Source organism: Luteibacter jiangsuensis (assembly GCF_011742555.1).
Lineage (GTDB): Bacteria > Pseudomonadota > Gammaproteobacteria > Xanthomonadales > Rhodanobacteraceae > Luteibacter > Luteibacter jiangsuensis.
In genome coordinates this window covers 129140-149971 of sequence record NZ_JAAQQR010000009.1, presented here as the reverse complement: position 1 = coordinate 149971, position 20832 = coordinate 129140, and the positions used below count along the sequence as shown (strand labels likewise).

General features: G+C 64.9%; 19 protein-coding genes. 12 read left to right on the top strand and 7 right to left on the bottom strand.

Annotated features, from left to right (window positions below):
* The first annotated feature begins 43 nt into the window (after positions 1 to 43).
* From HBF26_RS16860 to HBF26_RS16805, 12 genes are all read left to right on the top strand, one after another.
* Positions 44 to 919 (top strand): P-loop NTPase, encoded by an 876-nt coding sequence (locus HBF26_RS16860; protein ID WP_167129074.1) that lies wholly within the window; start codon positions 44 to 46, stop codon positions 917 to 919.
* A complete protein-coding gene (locus HBF26_RS16855; RefSeq protein WP_167129072.1) occupies positions 916 to 1647 on the top strand; it encodes an RNA polymerase sigma factor FliA in 732 nt (243 codons plus the stop codon). Before HBF26_RS16860 ends, HBF26_RS16855 begins: the two co-directional genes overlap by 4 nt.
* A gap of 31 nt (positions 1648 to 1678) precedes the next feature.
* Complete coding sequence (cheY, locus tag HBF26_RS16850; RefSeq protein WP_167025309.1) at positions 1679 to 2080, top strand: chemotaxis response regulator CheY; 402 nt, start codon at positions 1679 to 1681, stop codon at positions 2078 to 2080.
* A gap of 9 nt (positions 2081 to 2089) precedes the next feature.
* On the top strand, positions 2090 to 2731 hold the full coding sequence (locus HBF26_RS16845) for a protein phosphatase CheZ (protein ID WP_167129071.1): 642 nt from the start codon (positions 2090 to 2092) through the stop codon (positions 2729 to 2731).
* Positions 2732 to 2738: 7 nt separating this feature from the next.
* Complete coding sequence (locus tag HBF26_RS16840; protein WP_167129069.1) at positions 2739 to 4799, top strand: chemotaxis protein CheA; 2061 nt, start codon at positions 2739 to 2741, stop codon at positions 4797 to 4799.
* A 1-nt stretch (position 4800) separates the two neighbouring features.
* On the top strand, positions 4801 to 5541 hold the full coding sequence (locus HBF26_RS16835; RefSeq protein WP_167129068.1) for a flagellar motor protein: 741 nt from the start codon (positions 4801 to 4803) through the stop codon (positions 5539 to 5541).
* The gene (gene motD, locus HBF26_RS16830) at positions 5538 to 6539 is read left to right on the top strand and encodes a flagellar motor protein MotD (RefSeq protein ID WP_167129066.1); all 1002 of its coding nucleotides are present in this window, start codon (positions 5538 to 5540) and stop codon (positions 6537 to 6539) included. Before HBF26_RS16835 ends, motD begins: the two co-directional genes overlap by 4 nt.
* Positions 6539 to 7327, top strand: coding sequence for a ParA family protein (locus HBF26_RS16825; protein ID WP_167129064.1), 789 nt, complete (start codon positions 6539 to 6541; stop codon positions 7325 to 7327). Before motD ends, HBF26_RS16825 begins: the two co-directional genes overlap by 1 nt.
* Positions 7327 to 7902, top strand: coding sequence for a chemotaxis protein CheW (locus HBF26_RS16820; RefSeq protein ID WP_167129063.1), 576 nt, complete (start codon positions 7327 to 7329; stop codon positions 7900 to 7902). The genes HBF26_RS16825 and HBF26_RS16820 overlap by 1 nt, the downstream gene beginning before the upstream one ends.
* A complete protein-coding gene (locus HBF26_RS16815) occupies positions 7899 to 8348 on the top strand; it encodes a chemotaxis protein CheW (RefSeq protein ID WP_167129061.1) in 450 nt (149 codons plus the stop codon). Before HBF26_RS16820 ends, HBF26_RS16815 begins: the two co-directional genes overlap by 4 nt.
* Positions 8349 to 8417: 69 nt before the next feature.
* Positions 8418 to 8828 carry a DUF2802 domain-containing protein gene (locus tag HBF26_RS16810; RefSeq protein ID WP_167129060.1) on the top strand — a complete coding sequence of 137 codons (411 nt, stop codon included), beginning with the start codon at positions 8418 to 8420 and terminating at the stop codon, positions 8826 to 8828.
* Between the two features lie 59 nt (positions 8829 to 8887).
* Entirely contained in the window at positions 8888 to 9424 is a 537-nt protein-coding gene (locus tag HBF26_RS16805; RefSeq protein ID WP_167129058.1) for a YaeQ family protein, read from the top strand.
* A gap of 21 nt (positions 9425 to 9445) precedes the next feature.
* On the opposite strand, the gene HBF26_RS16800 is transcribed toward HBF26_RS16805, so the two are convergent.
* The 7 genes from HBF26_RS16800 to HBF26_RS16770 form a co-directional block, all read right to left on the bottom strand.
* Entirely contained in the window at positions 9446 to 10087 is a 642-nt protein-coding gene (locus tag HBF26_RS16800; RefSeq protein ID WP_167129056.1) for a TMEM175 family protein, read from the bottom strand.
* Between the two features lie 30 nt (positions 10088 to 10117).
* Positions 10118 to 10450: a lipid-A-disaccharide synthase N-terminal domain-containing protein gene (locus HBF26_RS19965; protein ID WP_425483008.1), complete on the bottom strand. Its 333-nt coding sequence runs from the start codon at positions 10448 to 10450 to the stop codon at positions 10118 to 10120.
* 800 nt (positions 10451 to 11250) lie between these two features.
* A complete protein-coding gene (locus tag HBF26_RS16790) occupies positions 11251 to 13395 on the bottom strand; it encodes a cysteine peptidase family C39 domain-containing protein (protein ID WP_167129052.1) in 2145 nt (714 codons plus the stop codon).
* Complete coding sequence (locus HBF26_RS16785) at positions 13392 to 14663, bottom strand: HlyD family secretion protein (RefSeq protein WP_167129050.1); 1272 nt, start codon at positions 14661 to 14663, stop codon at positions 13392 to 13394. The genes HBF26_RS16790 and HBF26_RS16785 overlap by 4 nt, the downstream gene beginning before the upstream one ends.
* Positions 14664 to 14829: 166 nt before the next feature.
* Complete coding sequence (locus HBF26_RS16780) at positions 14830 to 15051, bottom strand: Blp family class II bacteriocin (protein WP_167129048.1); 222 nt, start codon at positions 15049 to 15051, stop codon at positions 14830 to 14832.
* Between the two features lie 222 nt (positions 15052 to 15273).
* Entirely contained in the window at positions 15274 to 19020 is a 3747-nt protein-coding gene (locus tag HBF26_RS16775) for a translocation/assembly module TamB domain-containing protein (protein WP_167129046.1), read from the bottom strand.
* Between the two features lie 11 nt (positions 19021 to 19031).
* A complete protein-coding gene (locus HBF26_RS16770; RefSeq protein WP_167129045.1) occupies positions 19032 to 20798 on the bottom strand; it encodes an autotransporter assembly complex protein TamA in 1767 nt (588 codons plus the stop codon).
* Between the last annotated feature and the right edge of the window lie 34 nt (positions 20799 to 20832).

Here is a 20832-nt window from a genome sequence, read left to right as displayed (position 1 = left end):
CCCACGGAACACAGACAGAAACATACGGGCAGTGACTTCCTTCATGAGCACACACGTCGATTCCACGCAGGCCGCCGGTCTCAACTGGCTCGCCGATCGTCGCCCCACCCGCAGCATCGCGATCGCGGGCGGAAAGGGCGGCGTCGGCAAGACCACGGTGGCGGTCAACCTCGGCATGGCGCTCGCGATGGGCGGCCGTGACGTCCTCCTCCTGGACGCGGACCTCGCCATGGCGAACATCGACGTCCTGCTCGGCCTGCAGCCCACGCGCCACCTGGGCCACATGCTGGAAGGCGAATGCCGCATCGAGGACCTGATCCTCGAGGCCGCCCATGGACTCAAAGTGATCCCGGCCACCTCGGGCACGCGGCGCATGGCGCAGCTGCCGAACATCGAGCACGCCGCCGTCATCCGGGCGTTCGACGAATACCCCCTGGCCCCCGAATACCTGATCGTGGACACCGCCGCCGGCATTTCCGACAGCGTGTCGATGTTCGCGGCGGCCTCGGACGAGGTGGTGGTGGTGGTCTGCGACGAGCCGGCCTCGCTCACCGATGCCTACGCGCTGATCAAGGTCATGAGCCGCGAATTCGCGATCAACCGCTTCCGCATCGTGGCGAACATGGTTCGCCACGCCCAGGAGGGCCGCCAGCTGTTCGAGAAGCTGTCCCGGGTGACCAACCGCTTCCTCGACGTATCCCTGGATTTCATGGGCATGGTTCCGCACGACGAATACCTGCGCCAGGCCATCCGCCGCCAGTCGGCCGTGGTCGACGCCTGGCCGAGCAGCCGGTCCGCGGTCGGATTCAAGAATCTGGCCAGGTCGGTCGATACATGGGGTGAACCCGAGCCCCGGGCACAGGGCCGCATCGGCTTCTTCGCCGAACGGTCCCATCTGGGGGGAGGGCTGCCACTGTGAGCGTTGCGACCGAATATCTCGAGATCACGCGTATCCCGGCGGATCAACTGGTTAAGACCCACGCGCCGCTGGTGCGCCGTATCGCCTATCACCTGATGGGTCGGCTGCCGCCAAGCGTGGATGCGAACGACCTCATGCAGGCCGGAATGATCGGACTGCTCGAGGCCGCAAGAAATTACTCGCCGACTCGCGCGGCCAGCTTCGAAACCTATGCGGGCATCCGCATACGTGGCGCCATGCTGGACGAACTGCGCAAGACGGACTGGACCCCGCGCTCCGTCCACCGGAAGTTGCGCGAGGTCGCGGAGGTGACAAGGCAGATAGAAAACGAGACGGGTGGCGACGCCGAAGACGCGGAAGTGATGAAGCGCCTGGGCATCGACGCCATGGAATACAACCAGATCCTGGCGGACGCCGCGAGCGCGCGGTTGCTGAGCCTGACGGCGCCGGAAGGCGACGAGGGCGCGGCGATCGACGTGGCCGATCCGGACGCCGCGGGTCCGGACGGCATATTCGAGCAGGAAGGCCTGCGGGACGCGCTGGCGCAGTCGATCGACGGTCTGCCCGAGCGCGAAAAACTGGTCATGTCGCTGTACTACGATGAAGAGCTCAACCTGAAGGAAATCGGTGCGGTGCTGGGTGTGAGCGAATCCCGGGTGTGCCAGATCCATGGCCAGGCCCTCATTCGTCTCCGTGCACGCATGTCGGGTTGGAAAGACAAGCATTGACGAACGCGCAGCAGCAAGGCGGAGAGAAGTTTTGGACAAGAACATGAAGATCCTCGTGGTGGACGATTTCTCCACCATGCGACGCATCGTCAGGAACCTCCTGGTGGAACTGGGTTTCACCAACACCCTGATCCAGGAGGCCGAGGACGGCAACGCCGCGCTGGCATTGCTCCGTGCGCAACCGATCGACCTCGTGGTCACGGACTGGAACATGCCGAACATGACCGGCATCGACCTGCTCCGCGCCATCCGCGCCGACGCAGCCCTGAAGTCGCTGCCCGTGCTGATGGTCACGGCGGAAAACAATCGCGACCAGATCATCGCCGCCGCGCAGAGCGGCGTGAACGGCTACGTCGTCAAGCCGTTCACGGCGGTCACGCTGAAGGAAAAACTCGACAAGATCTTCGAACGACTCGCCGCGGCCGCGGGCTAAGGAACGACCATGAACACCATGCTTTCCACCGGCCACGACGTGGCACCCGAACTGCGCGAACTGCTCGACGCGGACGATCCGGTCGCCATCGAACAGGCCCTGGACAAGCTGTTGCGCACCCGCGAACAGCACCTCTTCCTCGCGCTCGGCCACCTCGCGCGCGATCTGCACGAGTCCGCGCGTCGCCTCGCAGCCGACATTTCGCACGACGGCGTGCCCGGCAACATGAGCGATGCGCGCAAGCACCTGCGCGACGTGCTGGAGATGAGCTCGCAGGCCGCGCACCGTACGCTCGACTTCAGCGAGAAGCTGCGTCCGCAAGCCCAGGCACTGGCCCGCCAGGCCGACGAGGTGCTGGTGCTCGACCACGCCGATCCCGCTTTCGCCGCCAATGCGACGGCCCTGGCCGTGCGCGTGGGCGACTTCGCGCAAAGCTGCGACATCGGCTTCGGTGAGATGGTGGAAGCCCAGTCGTGGCAAGACCTCTCCGGTCAGCGCGTCGCCCAGGTGGAAGCGTTCATGGCCAAGGTCGAATCCTCGCTCGTGGAACTCGTGCGTCTCACCGGTTCGCTGGCGGGCGGCGCGGCACCGGCCGCCGAGAAGGTCAGCCAGGACGAGGTGGATCGCCTCCTCAGCGAATTCGGCTTCTGAGCACCCTATGAGCGTGGAGCTGGACAACGAGCTGCTCAATGTCTTCCTGATCGAGGCACGCGAACTGCTCGAGAGCCTGGGCGAGCAGCTCGTGGATCTCGAGTCGTCGCCGGAAGACACCGACCTGCTGAACGCGGTGTTTCGCGCGTTCCACACGGTGAAGGGCGGGGCGGGTTTCCTGGGCCTCAACCCGATGGTCGAGTTGTGCCACCGCGCCGAAGACCTCCTGAACGAGGCGCGTAACGGCGCCATCGTGCTCAACGCGGGCTTCATGGACGCGTTGCTGGAGTCGCTCGACCTCCTCAACGACATGATGCGCGCGGCCGACGGCGGCTTGCCGATCGACCCGGCGCCGCGCTCGCTGCTCGACCGCCTGCTCATTCCGGGCCGCGCGGCGTCGGCGCCCCCGGTGGCGCTTGCCGCGCCGGTGGCCGCTCCCGTCGCCAGCGAAACGCGTTCGCGTCCGTACGATCCCATCGAAGACGAATTCGAAGCGATGCTCGACGCCGCGCGCAGCGAGCGCGAGCCCGCGCCGGCGTCGTCCGGAACGATCTCCGACGACGAATTCGAGGCACTGCTCGATTCTCTCTACGGTACAGGTGCGCCGGGTGCCGAGCCCGAGGCACCCGCTGCCGCCACGCCCGTGGCGGCGGCAGCGCCGGTGCCCGCCGCGCCCGATGCCGGCGGCATCAGCGACGACGAGTTCGAAGCACTGCTCGACAGCCTGCACGGCACGGCCGCGCCCGGCGCCAGCGGGGCGGGTGTCGCTGCGTCCACGCCCGCTCCGCCGCCGGCTCCCGCTCCGGCTCCGGCTCCGGTCGTCGAGACGCCACAGGTGGCGGCCACATCGAAACCCGCCGCCGCGACCTCGGGCGAGAAGCGACAGGCGTCCACTGCCGAAACCACCGTCCGCGTCGACACGCATCGTCTCGACGGCCTCGTCGACGCCGCCGGCGAACTGGTCCTGGTACGCAACCGCCTGACCAACCTCGCGCCGCGCGGCACGAACGATCCGATGGAACGTGCCATCGGCGAACTGGAACGCGTGGCCGAAGACCTGCAGAACGCCGTGCTGCGCATGCGCATGCAGCCGGTGGGCAAACTGTTCTCGCGCTTCCCGCGCATCGTCCGCGATCTTGCCCGTCAGCTCGGCAAGGACATCGAGCTGGTCACCGAAGGTGAAGATACCGACATCGACCGGACCGTGGTGGAGGCCCTGGCCGACCCGCTGGTGCACTTGCTCCGCAACGCGGTGGACCACGGCATCGAGATGCCCGACGTGCGCGTCAGCGAGGGCAAACCCCGCGGCGGCACCGTCCGGCTGGCCGCCGGCCAGTTCGGCGATCGCATCGTCATCACGGTCACCGACGACGGCAAGGGCATGGACCCGGAAGTCCTGCGCCGCAAGGCCGTCGAGAAGGGCCTGATGGACGCGGAACAGGCCGCGCGCCTCGACGAGCGCGAGTGCTACGAAATCGTGTTCCGCCCGGGCTTCTCCACGGCGAGCCAGGTTTCCGACATCTCCGGACGCGGCGTCGGCATGGACGTCGTCAAGACCAAGATCGTGGAACTCGGCGGCACGCTTTCCATCGATTCGCGCGTGGGCCATGGCAGCACGGTGCGGCTGTCCGTGCCGCTCACGCTCGCCATCCTGCGCGTACTCATGGTGCGGGTGGGCAACCGCCTGCTGTCGCTGCCGCTGTCGAACGTGGCCGAGGTTTTCGAGCTGGTGCCAGGGCAGATCCAGGAACTGGACGGCCGCATCGTTGCCTCGCACCGCCAGCGCGCACTACCCCTTGCCGACCTCGGCCGATGGGCGGGCGCGGCGGGGAAGGGCGGCCACGTCGTCGTCGTGCAGATCGGCCACCAGACCCTCGGTTGCCTCGTCGACGAGGTGCTCGGCCGCGAAGACGTCATGGCCAAGCCACTCGGTCCGTTCCTCAAGCACGTGCCCGGTGTCGCCGGCGCCACGATCACCGGCGACGGCCGCATCTCGCTCGTGCTCGACCTTGCAGGCCTGGCCGACGACGGCGGTCAGGTGCTGCCCAGCCTGAGGATGGCTGTCTGACATGGATATCGTGAGCGTCGTCGGAACGATCCTGGCCTTCGTGGTCATCATCCTGGGCACGATCCTCAAGGGATCGAGCCTCGACGCCCTGTGGAATCCCGCCGCGTTCGTCATCGTTTTTGTCGGTACGTTCGCGGCGCTGCTCGTGCAGACGCCGGGCGCGGTGCTCAAGCGTGCGTGGAGCATGCTGCCCTGGGTGTACCGTCCGCCGGACATCGAATCCGAAAACCTCGTCAGCCGCATCATCGGTTGGAGCGAGATCTCGCGGCGCACCGGCCTGCTGGGCCTGGAGCCCGCCATCGAGCGCGAAACGGATCCCTTCATTCGCAAGGGGCTGCAACTGCTCGTGGACGGCACCGAGCCCGACGCCATGCGCTCGGTGCTCGAGGTGGAAGTCTTCGCGCGCGAACACACCGACATCGAAGCCGCCAAGGTGTTCGAAAACGCGGGGGCCTATTCGCCCACCATGGGCATCATCGGCGCCGTGATGGGCCTGATGTCGGTCATGCAGAACCTGGCCGATCCGAGCAAGCTCGGCCACGGCATCGCCGCGGCGTTCGTTGCCACCATCTATGGCATCGGTCTCGCCAACCTGCTGGCCCTGCCCATGGCGTCGCGCCTCAAGGGGCTTGCGCGCCGCCGTTCGCAGATGCGCGAGATCCTCGTCGAGGGCCTGGTTTCCATTGCCCAGGGTGACAACCCGCGGCACATCGAAAGCAAGCTGCAGGGGTTCCTGTCGTGAAGCGGCGTCACCACGAGGAGCACATCAACCACGAGCGCTGGGCGATCCCGTATGGGGATCTCATCACGCTGCTGCTTGCGTTGTTCGTGGTGATGTACGCGGTGTCGGCCGTGAACGAGTCCAAGTTCCGCGTCATGGCCCAGTCCATCAACGAAGCCTTCAACGGCACCGGCAAGGTGATCGAGCCGATTCGCGAGGCGACGCCCGCGGCGCAGGTGCCACTGCCGAACCAGTCGCGCGCGCCCACGGCGGCGCCCATCGCCAAGATCGACGTGCCCATTCCCCCGCGCAACCTGCCGTTGCCCGGTCACGAAGGCGCGGCGCCCGTGCGGCAGGAAAGCGCCAGCATCAATACCGCCCCTGCGGCGAACACCTCCATCGGCAAGACGGAGGATGCCAGCCTCAGCCAGATTTCCGACGAAGTGCAGCGCGCGATGAAGCCGCTCATCGACAAGAGCCTGGTGAGCGTACGGCAGACGCCCGACTGGCTCGAGATCGAAGTGCGCACGGACATCCTGTTCCCCGTTGGCGTCGCGAAGCTGCAGGCGCCCGCAGAAGACGTGCTGCGCAAGCTCGCCGGCATCCTCGCGCCGTTTCCGAACGCCATGCGTATCGAGGGCTATACCGACAACACGCCCATCGCCACGACCACTTTCCCGTCCAATTGGGAACTGTCGGCCGCCCGTGCGGCCACCGTGGCACGGCTGCTTACGTTGAGCGGCGTCGATCCGCATCGGGTGGGCATCATCGGCTGGGGCGAGTTCCGCCCGACCGCGAACAACGCCACCGAAGACGGACGCAACCGGAATCGCCGGGTGCTCATCGTGGTGATGAGCGACAAGGCCGCACCTGCCCGCTTCTACAGCGACGCCGACCGCGTCGATCTGGCGGCGAAGCCCGCTGCGCCGGGCTCGGCAGCGCCGGTCGACGCCAGCCGGGGCATGGCGGCACCGACGGCCGGTGCGGCGCGTTTCGCTCCCGTCGCGGAGGCCCGCTGATGCGCGTCTGGGCGGTCTCCAACCAGAAGGGTGGCGTAGGAAAGACGACGACCACGGTCGCGCTCGGCAGCCTGCTTGCCCAGGCCGGTCGGCGGACGCTGCTCGTCGACATGGACCCGCACGCCTCGCTGTCCGGCTACGTCGGCGTCGAAAGCGGCGCGCATGGCAGCGTCTACGATCTCTTCGGCGTGGGCGGGAATCCGCTGCCGGTGCGCACGCTCGTGCACGCCACCCGATGGGATGACCTCAGCGTGCTGCCGGCGTCGGCGGCGATGATCACCCTGGATCGTCAACTCGGCACACGGCCCGGCATGGGCCTCGTGCTGAGCCAGGCGCTCGCGGAACTCGCACCGGATTTCGACCATGTGCTGCTCGACTGTCCGCCGACGCTCGGGGTGCTGATGGTCAACGCCCTGGCCGCCAGCGACCGCTTGCTCGTGCCCACGCAGACGGAGGCGCTGGCCCTTGCCGGTCTGGAGCGCATGTTGCGCAGCCTGTCCATGATCGAGCGGTCGCGCGGCAAGCCGTTGCCGCGCACGATCGTGCCGACGCTGTACGACGCGCGCACGCATGCCTCCCGCGCGTGCCTGGCGCAATTGCGCGAGCAATATGGCGACGGCGTGAGCCAGGCCGTCATTCCCACCGACACGCAGATTCGCGAAGCGAGCGCCGCGGGCGTTCCCCTTGCATCGTGGCCCGCGGCGCGCCGCGGCGGCCTCGCGTATCGTCAGCTGCTCGACGAACTGCTGGCGCTGCCTGTCGCTTCGGTGACGGACGCGGCTGCGTGATGCGTGCCATGCAAGACGCCGAACAGATCGTCGCCGATTACCTTGCCGAGCTCCTGACGCCGGCGATGCGCCCCGCCACGAAGGCGCCGGCCGCCGAGGTTACCGTGGTGGCCTTCCAGCCCGGACGTAACGCGCCTGCGCCGGTGCCGGTGCGCGATGCGGCGTGCCGCTACCTGCTGTGCGTGGCGGCGGGCGTGAAGCTGGCGGTGCCGATGGCCGACGTGACTCATGTGATACCGATGCCGCCGCTCAGCCCGCCGAATTCGAGCAATCCCATCTGTCTGGGGCGCTGGCGGCATCCTGGCGGCGAGGCGCGCGTCGCCGACCTCGCGGCGATCCTCTCGCCCGACCTCAGCGGTTCGCCGGTGACGACGCTGGTGATCCTGCGCGATCGCACGTGGGCACTGGCCTGCGTGGTCGACGAAGAGTCGGTCGAACTCCTGCCGGACGCGATCCAGTGGCGCCTTGGCGCCACGACACGCCCATGGCTGGCCGGCATGTCCCCCGAACCCAAGTGCGGCGTGGTCGATACCACGGCGCTGATCGAATGGCTGGAAAAGGAGCTGGGCCCATGACCCCAACCCAACTCGATGGCCAGGGCGCCTGGCTCGGCTTCTCCCTAAAGGGACAGCGCTACGCCGTGTCCCTGGGTAGCGTGCGCGAAGTGATCCGCCCCGGCGACATCACCCCGGTCCCCGGTGCTCCTGAGGACGTGCTCGGCATCGTGAACCTGCGCGGCCAGATCGTGCCGGTGCTCGACGGCCGGCGCCGCTTCGGCCTGGAAGGCGGCGTGGACGAAGGGGCGGAAGACTCGCGCCGCGTCATCGTGTTCGACGACAACGGCAGCGTGGTCGGCATGCGGATCGACGTCATCGGCGACATGCTCAGCTTCGACGCCGACGACGTGGCCCCACCGCCGCCGGGACGCGCCGAACGCCGCGACGATCCCGTCAGCGGCGTGATTACCCGCGACGACGGGTTCATCGCGCTGGTGGACGTGCAGAAGCTCTGCCGGGCCTAGGCGCATCGCCCCTGTCCTCAGGCAAGGCTATTGCGTTACCGTGTCCCGCGAACCAACGGAACCTCACGCATGAACGCTGCCATCGGATACGTGCTGATCGCCCTCGCGGTCCTCAACCTCGTCGGCCTGCTGCTCCTGTTCCGCCGCCTCGGCAACGCGACGTACCCGGCGTCCCAGAAGGAACCGGCGGCCCCTGCCACCGCGGCTCCCGCCCAGGCGCCGTCCGAGCCCGCGGTCTCCGCCGATGCACTGGCCAACATGCTTCGCCGGCTCGATCATCGCCTGGGAGACATCGAGGATCAGGTGAAGCGCAGCCCCTCCGTCGCGGTATCGAGCGATCAGGGCGCGACCACCGACCGTGCGCTCGCACTGGCCCAGCGCCTCGCGCGTCAGGGGTCCACGCCGCAGAACATCGCGGAAACGTGCGGCATTTCCCTCACCGAAGCAGAGCTGCTGCATCGTCTGCACGCGCCTCGTTGATCGGCTGACTGTTTCCTCGTGTACGCTCTGCGGTTGACAGAGATCACGAGCGGTACCCCATGGCACTCAAATCCACGGTCTTCAAGGCCGAGCTGCAGGTCAGCGACATGGACCGGCATTACTACCAGTCGCACGCGTTGACCATCGCCCAGCATCCGTCGGAAACGGACGACCGGATGATGGTGCGGGTGCTCGCGTTCGCCTTGAATGCCGACGATGCGCTCGTTTTCGGCAAGGGAATCAGTTCCGATGACGAACCGGATCTCTGGCGCAAGGAGCTGACCGGCGAGGTCGATCTGTGGATCGAGATCGGTCAACCGGACGAGCAGCGCATCCGGCGTGCGGCCGGCCGCGCGAATAGGGTGATCGTCTACAGCTACAGCGGACGCAGCGCGGAGGTCTGGTGGAAGAAGACGGCAGCTGCCGTGGCCCGCACGAAGAACGTTTCCGTCGTCGACATCGCACCTGCCACCGTCGAAGCCCTCGCGGCACTTACGCAACGCACGATGCAGATCCAGTTCATGGTGCAGGATGGCCACGCCCAGGTGATCAGCGGCGAGACCGTCGTGCCGGTGGAATTGACGACGCTGGCCTAGCGGCGCGGCGCCGTGCGCTGCTTATTCCGCTTCGGTCGCGGTCACAGGCTCGACCGAAACGGGCTTGGTCATGCGTGTGACCAGGAGCACGATCAGCGGCATGAGCATCAACGGAAGGTTGCTGGGGCCGGGCCACCAGGTGGCCAGTATCCCCGACAGCAGGGCCATGGCGGGCAGGGCCAGGGCCCGGCGGCGCAGAACGAGGATCATCTCCTCCGATACCCCTTCCTTGATGAAGGGAGGGCGGAGCACACGCTTCACGAGGCGATACTGAAGCAACCCGGCCACCAGCAAGGTGCCCGTGTAGAACCATTCCGGTACGCGTTCCGTGGGGTGTTCGCTCATCAATGCCGACGAGAACGGCATGAACGCGATGGCCATGAGCAGGAACAGGTTGGGCCACACGATGGCCGGATCGTAACGGCGAAGAAGTCCGAACACGCGGTGGTGGGCAGCCCAGAGGGCACCCACGACAACGAAGCTCAGGATGAACCCCACAAAATGCGGCGTGAGGTTGAGAAGCGCGATCAACCACGCTTCATTACTGCTGTCGGCCGGATGCGGCACGTGGATCTCGATCACCAGCAAGGTGATGGCGATGGCGAACACCGCGTCCGAAAAGAACGTCAGCCGTTCGAGCTGCTGATCCTGCGCGTGCGACATACGGTATCCCCCCTCTTATCCCCTCGCGAATCATCGCGCGAGCCGGCGCCCAGGGGAAGAGGTGGCCGGAGCCAAGCCTGCAATTCGGTTCCGCCGCTTATGCAGGAGCCAAAGGTTCCGGCCATGGAGAAAGGGCAGCGCCGCCTGGCCCAAGATGATCGGAAGCTTATCGAGGTGTATGGCGTATATCAGCGAGACGAGGCTTCCCCAGAAGCTGAGGTGCCAGAAGAGCGGCGGGACGGCCAGGCGTCCCTTGTGCTCGGAATAAAGCCATTGAACGAAGAACCGGGAACCAAATAGTGCGGTTCCGGCGAGCCCAACAGCTGTCCATGCAACGGAGTCCTTGTACAACCAGGGCGCCACGGACTCAAGGCAGGATTGCAGTAGCGTCGCCAATGAACTGTTCCCCTTGGATAACAGCACAAGAGTGGGGCGGGCGTAGCAGCCCGCCTCACTCTCCTTACATTCCTGACCTGAAGAAATTTCGAAGCCAGCGGTCCGCCCAGCTTCCCTCGACCTGCCCGTCGCCAGGAATGCACTTCATGACTCTACCGCCAGCGACACAGGTGATCTCATCCGACGACAAAACGCGCATATATTGCTCCGCTTGTTTGGGCGGGACAGTTTTGTATGCGGGGATCGTCACGGCTGTAGGCGAAACGCGCTGTGGCGCGTCCGGCCTCACCTTTCTTTCGGTCAATTTCCTACAACGTCGCACCACGCCAATGCGATCAGAACAAGGATGAATGCAACGCTGATCGCCTTCAGCACTGGAGACTTAGCCAGCACGCAACCCAGGCTTCCAACGCCGATCAGGGCGATCCATAGGTGACTGGACATGGTCTATTCGCAAAAATACGCACCTGCGGTGGCGCCCAGGGTACCCCCGATGCCGAATCCGCTGATTCCTCCCGCTGGACCGGTAGTCCCGAAACCGATGGCGCTGCCGAGTAACGCGCCGCCTAGGGTGAAGCCGGCAACACACCGGTTGTAGCTGCCGTTCCCGAGGAAGATGGGCCTCAGGCCGCCAGATATTTGGGAAATCTCGTTAGCGCTCAATTCGTACATGACTTTCCTTCCTTGAATTGCGTGGCCGTAGCGATCAGCCTGCCGGTGGCCACTTCCGGCAGCGGTAGAAGCGAGGTGGCAACATTCCCACCGGCTCAACTCGATTGCACCGGTCGGAGTTCCACAAATTGGCCGTCGACCAGCGAAAAAACACGGTCAGCAGCACGAACTGTCTCCGGGCGATGAGCGATCGTGATGCGGGTCATCTTCAATTCCTTCAGATGCGCCGCCACTTCGCTTTCCGTGATCAGGTCGAGATGGCTCGTCGCCTCGTCCAAGACGAGCACCGATGGTTTTCGATAAAGGGCGCGAGCAAGGACGATGCGTTGCTTCTGTCCTCCCGAGAGTACAGACCCCATGTCGCCGACGAGGGTGCGGTAGCCCATTGGCATATTGCAGATATCGTCGTGAATTCTGGCAAGTGACGCAGCGGCGTAGATGTCGTTCATGGCTGCCGAGGCGTCGAAGAAGCAGATGTTGTCGGCAATAGTTCCAGAGAAAAGGTGATCGTCCTGGAGGACAACGCCTGTTCGCTCGCGGAAAGACGACTTGCCAAGGTGGGCGAGATCGATACCTCCCACGCGCACGCTTCCCTCGCAAGGGTCGATGAGTCCGAGAAGAAGACGAAGTGCTGTGGTCTTACCTGCGCCCGAAGCGCCGACGATGGCGACGCACTCGCCGGGTTCAATGGACAGCGATGCATTCCGCAGTATCCACGGCGAGTTGCCTGAGTACCGGTAACTTATGTTGTCGAATCGAAGGGACGGAGCATGCTCCGGGCCCTGATACGATCCGACCATGTTGGGCTCCTCGGGGGAAAGAATGACGTCGGCCACGCGTTCCCCTTGAATCTTCAGAAGCCGCAACTGGATCAAGTAGTCGATGAGCGCATTCGCCCGGTGGGCGAACTGGTCGGCATACGCCGAGAGCGCCATGAGCATCCCTGCGGTCATCTGTCCGCGCATCGCGAATGAAGCCCCTGCCCACAGGATGATTACTCGCTGGGATCCCGAGAGGGTGCTACTGGTGGCTTCGAACAGGATGCCTAGCTTGTCGCTTCGGAACTGCTGTGTCTGGACGGAGGCAGTCTTGTTGGCATGGAGAGCGGACCTGATGGAGGTCTTGTTATTGAGGCGGATCGTGCGGACGCCTCTGATGCACTCGACGAGATCCGTTCGTTGAGATGCTGTGGCCTCGATCTGATCTATGCTGACCTCGCGGAGGCGTCGATATATCGAGAGGCGAATGACGGCGTAGAGAAGGGTCCCGCAGCACACGACCGCCGCGAGCGGAGGGCTGTACAAGATTAGGAGCACGAGGGTGGCGACGCCAATCATGCCGTCCATCAATGCACCCACCAATTGACCGGTGACGGCCTGCTGGATGCCGTGGATGGCATCTACCCTGGATACAACGTCCCCTACATGGCGGCGCTCGAAGTAACCTTGCTGGAGTCGGAGCAGGCGATCGAAAAGGACGCCTGTCCAACGCATGCCTCCGTGCGCCCGTAGCCACGCCACGGACCAGCTGCGGCATGCCGAGATGGCCGACGTGATCAGTGTCAGGAGGATGAAGCTGATGCCAACGAGCGTGAGCAGGTCATAGTCGCCGTTGGCAAGAACCTGGTCCACGACGATTTGCACAAGCTGGGGCATAAGGAGGGCGAGAACCTCCAGGGCCAGAGAAAAGCCAAGGATCGACCCCAGCGACGAGGCATAGCCGTTCAAGAGACGAAACATCGTCCTCAAGCGGATCGCCGGCTCTATCTTCAAGCTCGCGAACTGATTGCCAGGCACTGCCTCCATGGCGATGCCGGTGAAAAACCGCGACACTTCACTTAGCGGAAGGCGCCTACGGCCCGCAGCCGGATCGTGAATGATCGCGTGCTTACGAGACACCTTGAGAAGCACGACGAAGTGATCCAGTCGCCAATGCAGTATGCACGGTGTATGGAGTTGCTCGAGTTCCCCCATTTCGAGGCGTAAGGGCCTGCAACGCAGGCCGCGCTCTCCCGCTATGCCCATGAGGTCGTTCAGGCTGGCGCCTCGCGAAGAGAGTTCCGCTCGCTCGCGCAGGTCGCGTAACGACACGTGGTGACCATGATGGCCGAGGATCATGGCGATGCAGGCCAGACCGCATTCGGCCTGTTCAGCTTGTCGAATGACGGGGGTGCGTTTCGCGACTCCCAGTCGGTTTGCCAGCGTCCAGGGGGTGGACAGATACTCCTTGTTGGCTTTCACGGTGACGATGCCTGGCTTTCCATGCGCTTGTTCATCGCCATGAGGGGCTCGAACATCCATTCGACGAGTTTTCGGCGATCGAGCAGGAGGTCCGCCGTGACTTCCATGCCGGCCTTCAGCTGCTCTTCCTTGCCGTAAACAGTCAAGCTCTGGCGTGGGACCTCTAACTCAACGCGATACACGGGTTCTCCTTCCCCGCGGCCAGTCGAAAGAGCTACACCCTGAGCCTCGATGGCGGATCCCGGGACGCGAGAAACATGGCCCCGATGCAAGCCAAACTTTTCGTAGGGGAAGGGGCGGTAACGAATGGCGACGGGTGTGCCGTGCTTGACGAAGCCGATGGCCCGGCTGTCGACGAGGATTCGCGCAACGAGGTCCGCACCATCGGGAACAAGCGTGGCAAGGGTTTCGGGGGGCGACGTGCTGCTTCCTTCCGTGACGAAGATATTTGTCACTTCGCCATCAAACGGTGCGTTGACCAGCAAGGAGCGCTCGGCCTCTGTTTGTAGGATGGCCTGTTCCACATTCGATAGCCTGTCCTTCACCAGGCTAAGCTTCTCCGAGCGGTCGTCGGAAAGACGCTTCAGTCGGGACGCCAGTGTGGACTCCATTTGTCTTGCGTCGTCGTACTGTGCCGAAAGGGACTCAAGCTCCGACCTTGCCTGAAGGAGTTCCGATTCCTTCTCCTTGTACTGAAGCGACGAGACGTATCCCTTCTCGAGGAGTGGCGATAATCGGTCGAACAGGTCCTGCTTGATCGCGATCTTCCGGGCCTGCAACGACCGTTGGGTGGCGATTCGGTTCACTCTGGACTGCGCGGTGTGAATTTCGCCCGTCAGCGAACGTGCATGCTCCTGGAATGACTTTTCCACAGTCGATAGGTCTGCGCCAATCCGCTCCTTGTCATCGAGCAGCTGCCGTAGTCTCGCTATGCTCCCGTCGCCATGCCGTTCGGTATCCAGATCCGCGGCCAGGGAAAGCAGGGGTGTGCCGGACGTAACCCGTGTACCGGGCAAGACGTGGATCTTCACCACTTTGCCTGGCCGCGGTGAACGGAGTTGAACCACGCCGTTTCGCGGCTCAAGAATGCCTTTCACCGACACTCGGCGCGTATATGAACCAATACATATCCACGCGACGAGGCTGACGGTGACGCCGACCGCCAGCCACGCTGCAATCCTTTGCGCATTCGGCGGACTTACGGCAACTCCGAAATCCGAGGATCTCAGGTTGTCGAGGGCTTCCTGCCTGTAGAGATTTGCCGTCATGGTGTTATGTGGCGATTGGCATCTAGCTTGCGTGGAGAAGCCCGAACATTCTGGCTATCGATATAGAGACCATTATCAATATGGTCGCTACTTGTATCGATCGAGTTCTACTCACGATTCCGATCAACCCGGAAATCGTGAGAAGGAGTGACCATATGTCGACCATTTAGTTGGAGAAGAATGATGAACAGAACATCTGTCCCACTGAGGCGCCAACCATGCCGCCAATCTGAGCGCCGGCGCCGGCCCCTACGCCGAATCCCGCACTTCCCCCGAAAACTGCACCGGCTCCAGCGAAAAGGAGAGTCGTGCCGCCGACGCAGAAATCAATTCGGTTTATCAAACCGCCGTTCACTTGGACCGATTCTTGGGTAGTGAGCTCGCGCATTGATTGTTCCTTTCCATGGCTGCACTAGCGTGCGGAAATGCTATTGAAGCACTAGGCGAGGGTTCGGGAACGCGGGCGATGACGAGTGGTTGCGTAAGGGAATGCCGGCGCTGCGTGACATATGACGCCAGAAATAAGTCCGCCTCGCCGCCCGCTAGCGTTCTCTCCGATCGAGAAAATTCAGTTTGGTAGTCCGCAAGAGGTTCCGCCCGGACGGTTCGATTACCTCTCCAGCCGATAATTCAAGCTAGCTCGACTGAAGTCGGTGGCGTTCTGCGCCTCGAAGTTCCAGCGGCGGCTGAGGAGGTAGCGGAGGGTGATGACCTGGCCGGGATCGAAGAGGCCCACGCCATAGCTGAGATAAAGGCGTGGGGAAAGGTATTTGCCGACCGTGAAGGCCGAGGTGCCGCCGAGGGCGTCGTTGTTGCTGACGCCGATATCGTCCACGCCGATCTTCGAGCCCACGCTCTTCGCCAGGAGGTCGCCGGCGGCGGAGCCGAGTGCCTGAGCGGCGGCGCCGACCATGTTGCCTTCGCCACCTTTTACTTGTGACAGGGGTTTGCCGGTGACGAGGTAGGAGAGGGCGTCGGACTGTTCCATCACCGGATTGGAGAACACCGTGAGGATCGGGCGGCGCGCCGTGCCCGAGACGTAGAGGCCCACCTTCTGGCCTTCGTCGATGGTGGCATTCGGATTGAGCGTACGCGCGGCGCGGATGTTGATGCCAGGGTTGTCGATGGGTGTGCTGGCGAACAGCAACTGGCCCTGCTCGATGCGCAGGTCCTGTCCGTAGGCCTTGTACGTACCGTCGACACCAATCTGTCCCTGGCCCGTGGTGGCACGGCCGGGGCGCTCGCGTATGTCGAGCTGGCCAGTGATCCGGCCGTCGATGCCGAACCCCACAAGGTGCACCTTGTTGCCCAGGTCAACACGGATGTCGGCGCTGATCGGTGCGGATTCCTCGGCGGCCTCGCGCTGTTTGTCGTCGACGACGACCACGTCGGGCGAGGCTCGGGTGGCGCCCGCGCCGGGCAGCTTCTCCACGTTGATATCGGCCATGTCGACGTTGAGCTTTCCGCCGACGGTCATGCCCTTGGCGTCCTGCACGATGGTGAGGTTCGGCGAAATCACGGCTTTTGCCGCGGGGATGTCAACCGCGGTGAACTTCGAACCTTCGATGCCCAGGCGCATCTGGGCGCCCTTGCCGAGAGCGGCGTTGCCCTTGATCGACAATGTGCCCTCACCGGAACGGACGGTGCCGTCGACGAGGTAGTTCTTCGCGTCCGCGGTGTCGATGCTGATGCGGCCATCTTTCAGCTTCAGGCCGGCGCTGGGCACTTCGGCCGCGAAGCCCGCAACCACGGCCTGCCCGGTGACGGCCGGGGCCGCGACCGTGCCGCCGAGATTGAAGTTGGCGTCGAGAGCGCCCTTCACTTCGGCCAGTTCCGCCGTGAACAATTCGATGACCGACAGGTTCTTCAGGTGGAGCGACACGTTGCCGCCCAGCGCCTGCTGCGCCCCGCTGACGGACACGTTGCCGTCGAGCGTGCCGCCGTCGTTGAGCGACGCACGAAGCGTCACCCGCTGGTTCGCCGGCGAGAGTTGCGCGTTGGCGGACAGGTTGTCGTACACAACCAGCGGACGATCCATGCGGTCGGCGTAGGCCACGGAGCCGTGCGCGGAGGTGATGTTGGCCTGTCCCGACAGGGCGCCTGCCGCCGTGCGTCGCATGCTGCCGTCGCCCTCGAGGATGCCTTCCGCGCGCATGGGGCTGTTGGAGGCTTCGGCGACGGTCATCAGCAGTGCGAGGGGGACACGCCGCAGGCGATAGCTCGCGTCGAGGTTGCCGGCCTTGTCCTGTTTTGCCGCCACGCAGAGGATGGGGTCGCCTGCGGTCAGGCATAGCTCGCCGACGCTCGCGGCGCCGTCGTTCCAGGCGAGTTGGGAAGGATTCTGCAGGCGCCAGGGCGGGATGCCCTGGTAATCGATGTCGAGTGCCGACAGGGTGCCGTTCCACGCGCCGTTCTTCATCGAACCGGACAGGCGCAGGTCGGCGGACAGCGGCCGCCCTTTTGCGTCCACGCTCAACTGGTGCCGCTGCTCGTCGCCGTTCGCGGCGACGACGACGCGATCGAACACGAGGCCGCCACTGACCACCCGGTTGCCCGCCACATCGAGCTTGCCGCCGGGTGCGCTGATGTCGGGAATGTCCGCGTCGACCGTGAGCGCGTCGATCTTCTGGTCGGCGTAGACGATGGCGCTGCCCCGCAGGTTGGCTTTCACCGCCAGTTTCGGCAGGTTGCCTTTCGCCGTGATGTCGCCGGTCACGCGGCCGCCCGCGTCGGGCAGCCAATCGCCCAGCGACGCGATGGCGAGCTTCAGCGTGGCGTCGTTCGCCGTGTCGCCGCGCGCGTCGAGGCGGATGGTGCTTCCCCCGGAGGCGAGGTCGAGCTGGCCGTTGATCACCTCGTGCGGTTTCAGGGTGAGCTTGCCGCTGCCGCGCACGGGGCGCTTGCGCAGGCTGCCGTCGAGCTTGCGCAGGTCGAGCGTGCCGAGCGGCTCGTCGTGCTCCATGCGCCCCTCGGTGGTCAGGTCGATGTTCAGCGCGCCGTTCCAGTCGGCAAGCAATTGCCCGGGATCGAACTGGTCGCCCTTCACGTTCAGCGTCCACGCCAGCGCGGGTTGCAGGTTGAGGACACCTTGCGCGGTAAGGTTGCCCTTCGGCTGCTTCAGCTGCACGTTGTGCAGGGTAATGAGATCGGGCTTGCCGTCGACGTCGAGGGCGAATTTGCCGGTCTGCCCGGGAGGACCGATGTCGACATCGCCTTCGGCGTGGTAGGCCTCCGCGCTGCCCTTGAAGGCGAGTTTTCCGGTGCTCGCGAGATCCTGCCCGGCGATATTCTCGGGAACGAGCACGTCCTTCCACGCGAGCGCGAGGTCGGCCGACACAGGTTGCGCCGCGATATCCACCGTGCCCTTCGCGGTGAGCGATCCCTTTACCTGGGGCGAGCCGACCGTGAGTTCGCGCAGCGTGAGGCGCTTGTATTCGTGGTCGAAGACGGCATCGACGGGCGACAGACGCACACGATAATCGTTGAGATCGACGTCGCCGGACAGCCTGGCACCGTAGCGATCGCCGCTTCCCTGCAACGCGAGGCCGAGGGAGTCGAGCGCGCCTTCGCCGAGCAGGGGCGTGGGATCGAAGCGGGGCGCGTCGATCTTCGCGTTCCAGGCGTAGTCGCCGCTCTGCACCAGGTTCGCGTCCACCTGGGCCAGGAAGGGCAGGGTGAGCCTGACGACGGTATGTGCCTTCGCACCGTCGCTGTGCGCTTCGATGTTGCCTGCGTAGTCCACGTCGCCGACTTTCCAGCGGAAGGTGGCCTTGCCGTCGCCGCGGTAGCCCTTGCCGACGGCAAGCGTGCCGCCGAGATCTGCCTGTCCGTCCGGCGCGCGAAGCGCCAGCGATTTCACCACGATGCCGTCGCTGGTCCACGACCCGGAAAGGTCGAGCGAGTTCGACTCGAACAAGGGCTTGCCGTCCTGCACGACGCGAACGTGGCCGATCTTCACCGCGTCGAGCACGATATCGAGCGGCGGTTCGAGCGTGAACGGTTCCGACGGTTGCGTTTCCGGCTCGGGAGGGCCGAGGGCCACGTCGATGCCGTCGGCGGAGAGGTTGTACACGTGCGCGCGCTTGCGCAGGAGCGAGGCGAACGAGAAGTCGACATGCGCGGCGGCGATGCGCACATCCATGCCCTTGCCGTCCCTGTAGCGGACGCCCTTGAGATCGAGCGGCCCCGCCAGCTTGCCTTCCGCATGTGCCACGGTGAGCGCGTTATCCGTAAAGCCCTGTGCGCGAGCCAGGGCAAAGCGCAGCCCCGACGCCGTGCCCAGGAGCCACGCCAGGAACATCGCGAGCACGAGTACAAGCATGCCGACGGCCGCGCCGACGCGAATCGTCCATTTCATGCCGTTACTGCTCATAGGTCTGGCCCGATGACGACGTGCAGGTGGACGCCGTGCTCGTTCTTGTCGCCGACGGGCACCGCCACGTCGACGCGAATCATCCCCACCGGCGATAGCCAGCGTACGCCCAGGCCGGCGCCCACGCGAGGGCTGTAATCGGTGCCGGTGAACGCGTTACCGGCATCCACGAAGGCCGCCATGCCCCAGTTGCGGGTGAAGTAGTGCTCCACCTCGGTGCTGCCGACCAGCAGGCCTTCGCCGCCGATCACCCGGCCGTACACATTGCGTGGTCCGATGCTCTCGAAGTCGTAACCGCGCACGGAGCGGTCGCCGCCGGCGAAGAAGCGCAGCTGCGGTGGCAGCGCGCTGAAGTCGCTTGTCCAGATCTTGCCCGCGCTGCCACGCAGGATCAGCCGGTTGCTGCCCCAGAACGAGCGGATCCATTTCACGTCGCCGATGAGCTGCGAGAAGCTCGCATCGGAGAGGAGCGGCCCCGCCGTCGTGCGGCCGGTGAGCGTGAGCGACCAGCCACGGCGCACGAAAGTGGGGTTGTCGCCGCTCTTCCGCGCAAGCGTGATTTCCGGATAGAGCAGTGTGCTGCGTCCGCGCTCGAGCCCTTCGGCGTTGTCGCCTTCGCCGCCGCGCTTGCCCACGGTGAAGGTGCCGGACAGCGCATTGATGCCGATGGTGCGTTGCCAGCCATGCCACAGCCGCGTCTCGTTGGCCACGAGTTGCAGCGTGCGCGACTTGGACGTGACCGTGTTGGCGTCGCGGAAGTTCGCGCCGAAGTTGAAGCTGCGCTGGTTGGGCCCCGGCATGGGAATCTGGTACAGGGTGGACAGGGTCTTCAGTCGCTGCGCCACCACCAGCTCGTTCTTCCACTTGTGGCCGCGGTCGTTGACCCAGCGTTTCTCGATGCCGCCGCGCAGGCCTGGACCCGTGTCGGTGCCGAAGAAGGGCCCACCGGTGTAGATCGTGCGTTTTGCCGGCGCCAGTTCCACATCGATGTCGATCGTGCCTTCCTTCGCGTTGTCGGTGTCGGGGATGACGTTGACCACGGCGAAGTAGTCGGCGCCGTTCAACGCCTGCTGCAGTTCCAGCAGCTGGCCTTGCGAGAAATAGTCCCCGCTCTTGAAAGGCACGTAACGGTCGAGAAAACCGTCGCGGAACTGGGAGTTCTTGAAGCGCACATGCCCGTAGCGATAGCGCGGACCCGCCTCCCATTTCAGCCTGACGACCGCACTGTGCTCCGCGCGGTTGACCTCCACCACATGCGTTACCAGCCGCGCGTCCAGGAAGCCGGTGGCGGTGAGTGCACCGCTGACCGCGTCGCGCGCGCCCTCGTATGCACCGTCGTTCATCGGCTTGTCCTTCAGGTTTTCCACGCCGCGCAACGTGCGGCGCACCGAAGGTACCTTTGCGGCACTGTCGGTAACCTCGGCCTGGACCGACGTCACCTTCACCGGCATGCCGGGCACCACATGCAGGGTCACCTCCCAATCGGTGCCCACCTGTTTCAGATCGCCCGTGGCGGTGGCCTCGTAGTAACCGTAGGGCCGCAGTGCGGCCTGCACTTCATCGGGGGCATTTTCGTAGAGGCGGCGAACCTGCGCGGCGGTGACGGCGCGTTGGCTGTACTGGCTCAGTTCGACACCGGCAACCACCGCGCCGCGGAGATTTTCGTCCACGCCATCGACGCGGAGCACGACACCCGCATGGGCGGCCGTGGGAAGGAGGAACCACGGCAGAAGCAGCAGTCCATGGCGTCTGTTTAGGCGCATGAGCGTCCCGTTCCGTTCGTGATTCAAGGCCGGG

Coding starts and splice junctions, on each gene's coding strand:
- HBF26_RS16805 (WP_167129058.1), top strand. CDS start 8,888: ATGGCACTCAAATCCACGGTCTTCAAGGCCGAGCTGCAGGTCAGCGAC.
- HBF26_RS16840 (WP_167129069.1), top strand. CDS start 2,739: ATGAGCGTGGAGCTGGACAACGAGCTGCTCAATGTCTTCCTGATCGAG.
- HBF26_RS16815 (WP_167129061.1), top strand. CDS start 7,899: ATGACCCCAACCCAACTCGATGGCCAGGGCGCCTGGCTCGGCTTCTCC.
- HBF26_RS16775 (WP_167129046.1), bottom strand. CDS start 19,020: ATGAAATGGACGATTCGCGTCGGCGCGGCCGTCGGCATGCTTGTACTC.
- HBF26_RS16785 (WP_167129050.1), bottom strand. CDS start 14,663: ATGACGGCAAATCTCTACAGGCAGGAAGCCCTCGACAACCTGAGATCC.
- HBF26_RS16835 (WP_167129068.1), top strand. CDS start 4,801: ATGGATATCGTGAGCGTCGTCGGAACGATCCTGGCCTTCGTGGTCATC.
- HBF26_RS16810 (WP_167129060.1), top strand. CDS start 8,418: ATGAACGCTGCCATCGGATACGTGCTGATCGCCCTCGCGGTCCTCAAC.
- HBF26_RS16825 (WP_167129064.1), top strand. CDS start 6,539: ATGCGCGTCTGGGCGGTCTCCAACCAGAAGGGTGGCGTAGGAAAGACG.
- HBF26_RS16820 (WP_167129063.1), top strand. CDS start 7,327: ATGCGTGCCATGCAAGACGCCGAACAGATCGTCGCCGATTACCTTGCC.
- HBF26_RS16845 (WP_167129071.1), top strand. CDS start 2,090: ATGAACACCATGCTTTCCACCGGCCACGACGTGGCACCCGAACTGCGC.
- HBF26_RS16860 (WP_167129074.1), top strand. CDS start 44: ATGAGCACACACGTCGATTCCACGCAGGCCGCCGGTCTCAACTGGCTC.
- HBF26_RS16780 (WP_167129048.1), bottom strand. CDS start 15,051: ATGCGCGAGCTCACTACCCAAGAATCGGTCCAAGTGAACGGCGGTTTG.
- HBF26_RS16800 (WP_167129056.1), bottom strand. CDS start 10,087: ATGTCGCACGCGCAGGATCAGCAGCTCGAACGGCTGACGTTCTTTTCG.
- HBF26_RS16770 (WP_167129045.1), bottom strand. CDS start 20,798: ATGCGCCTAAACAGACGCCATGGACTGCTGCTTCTGCCGTGGTTCCTC.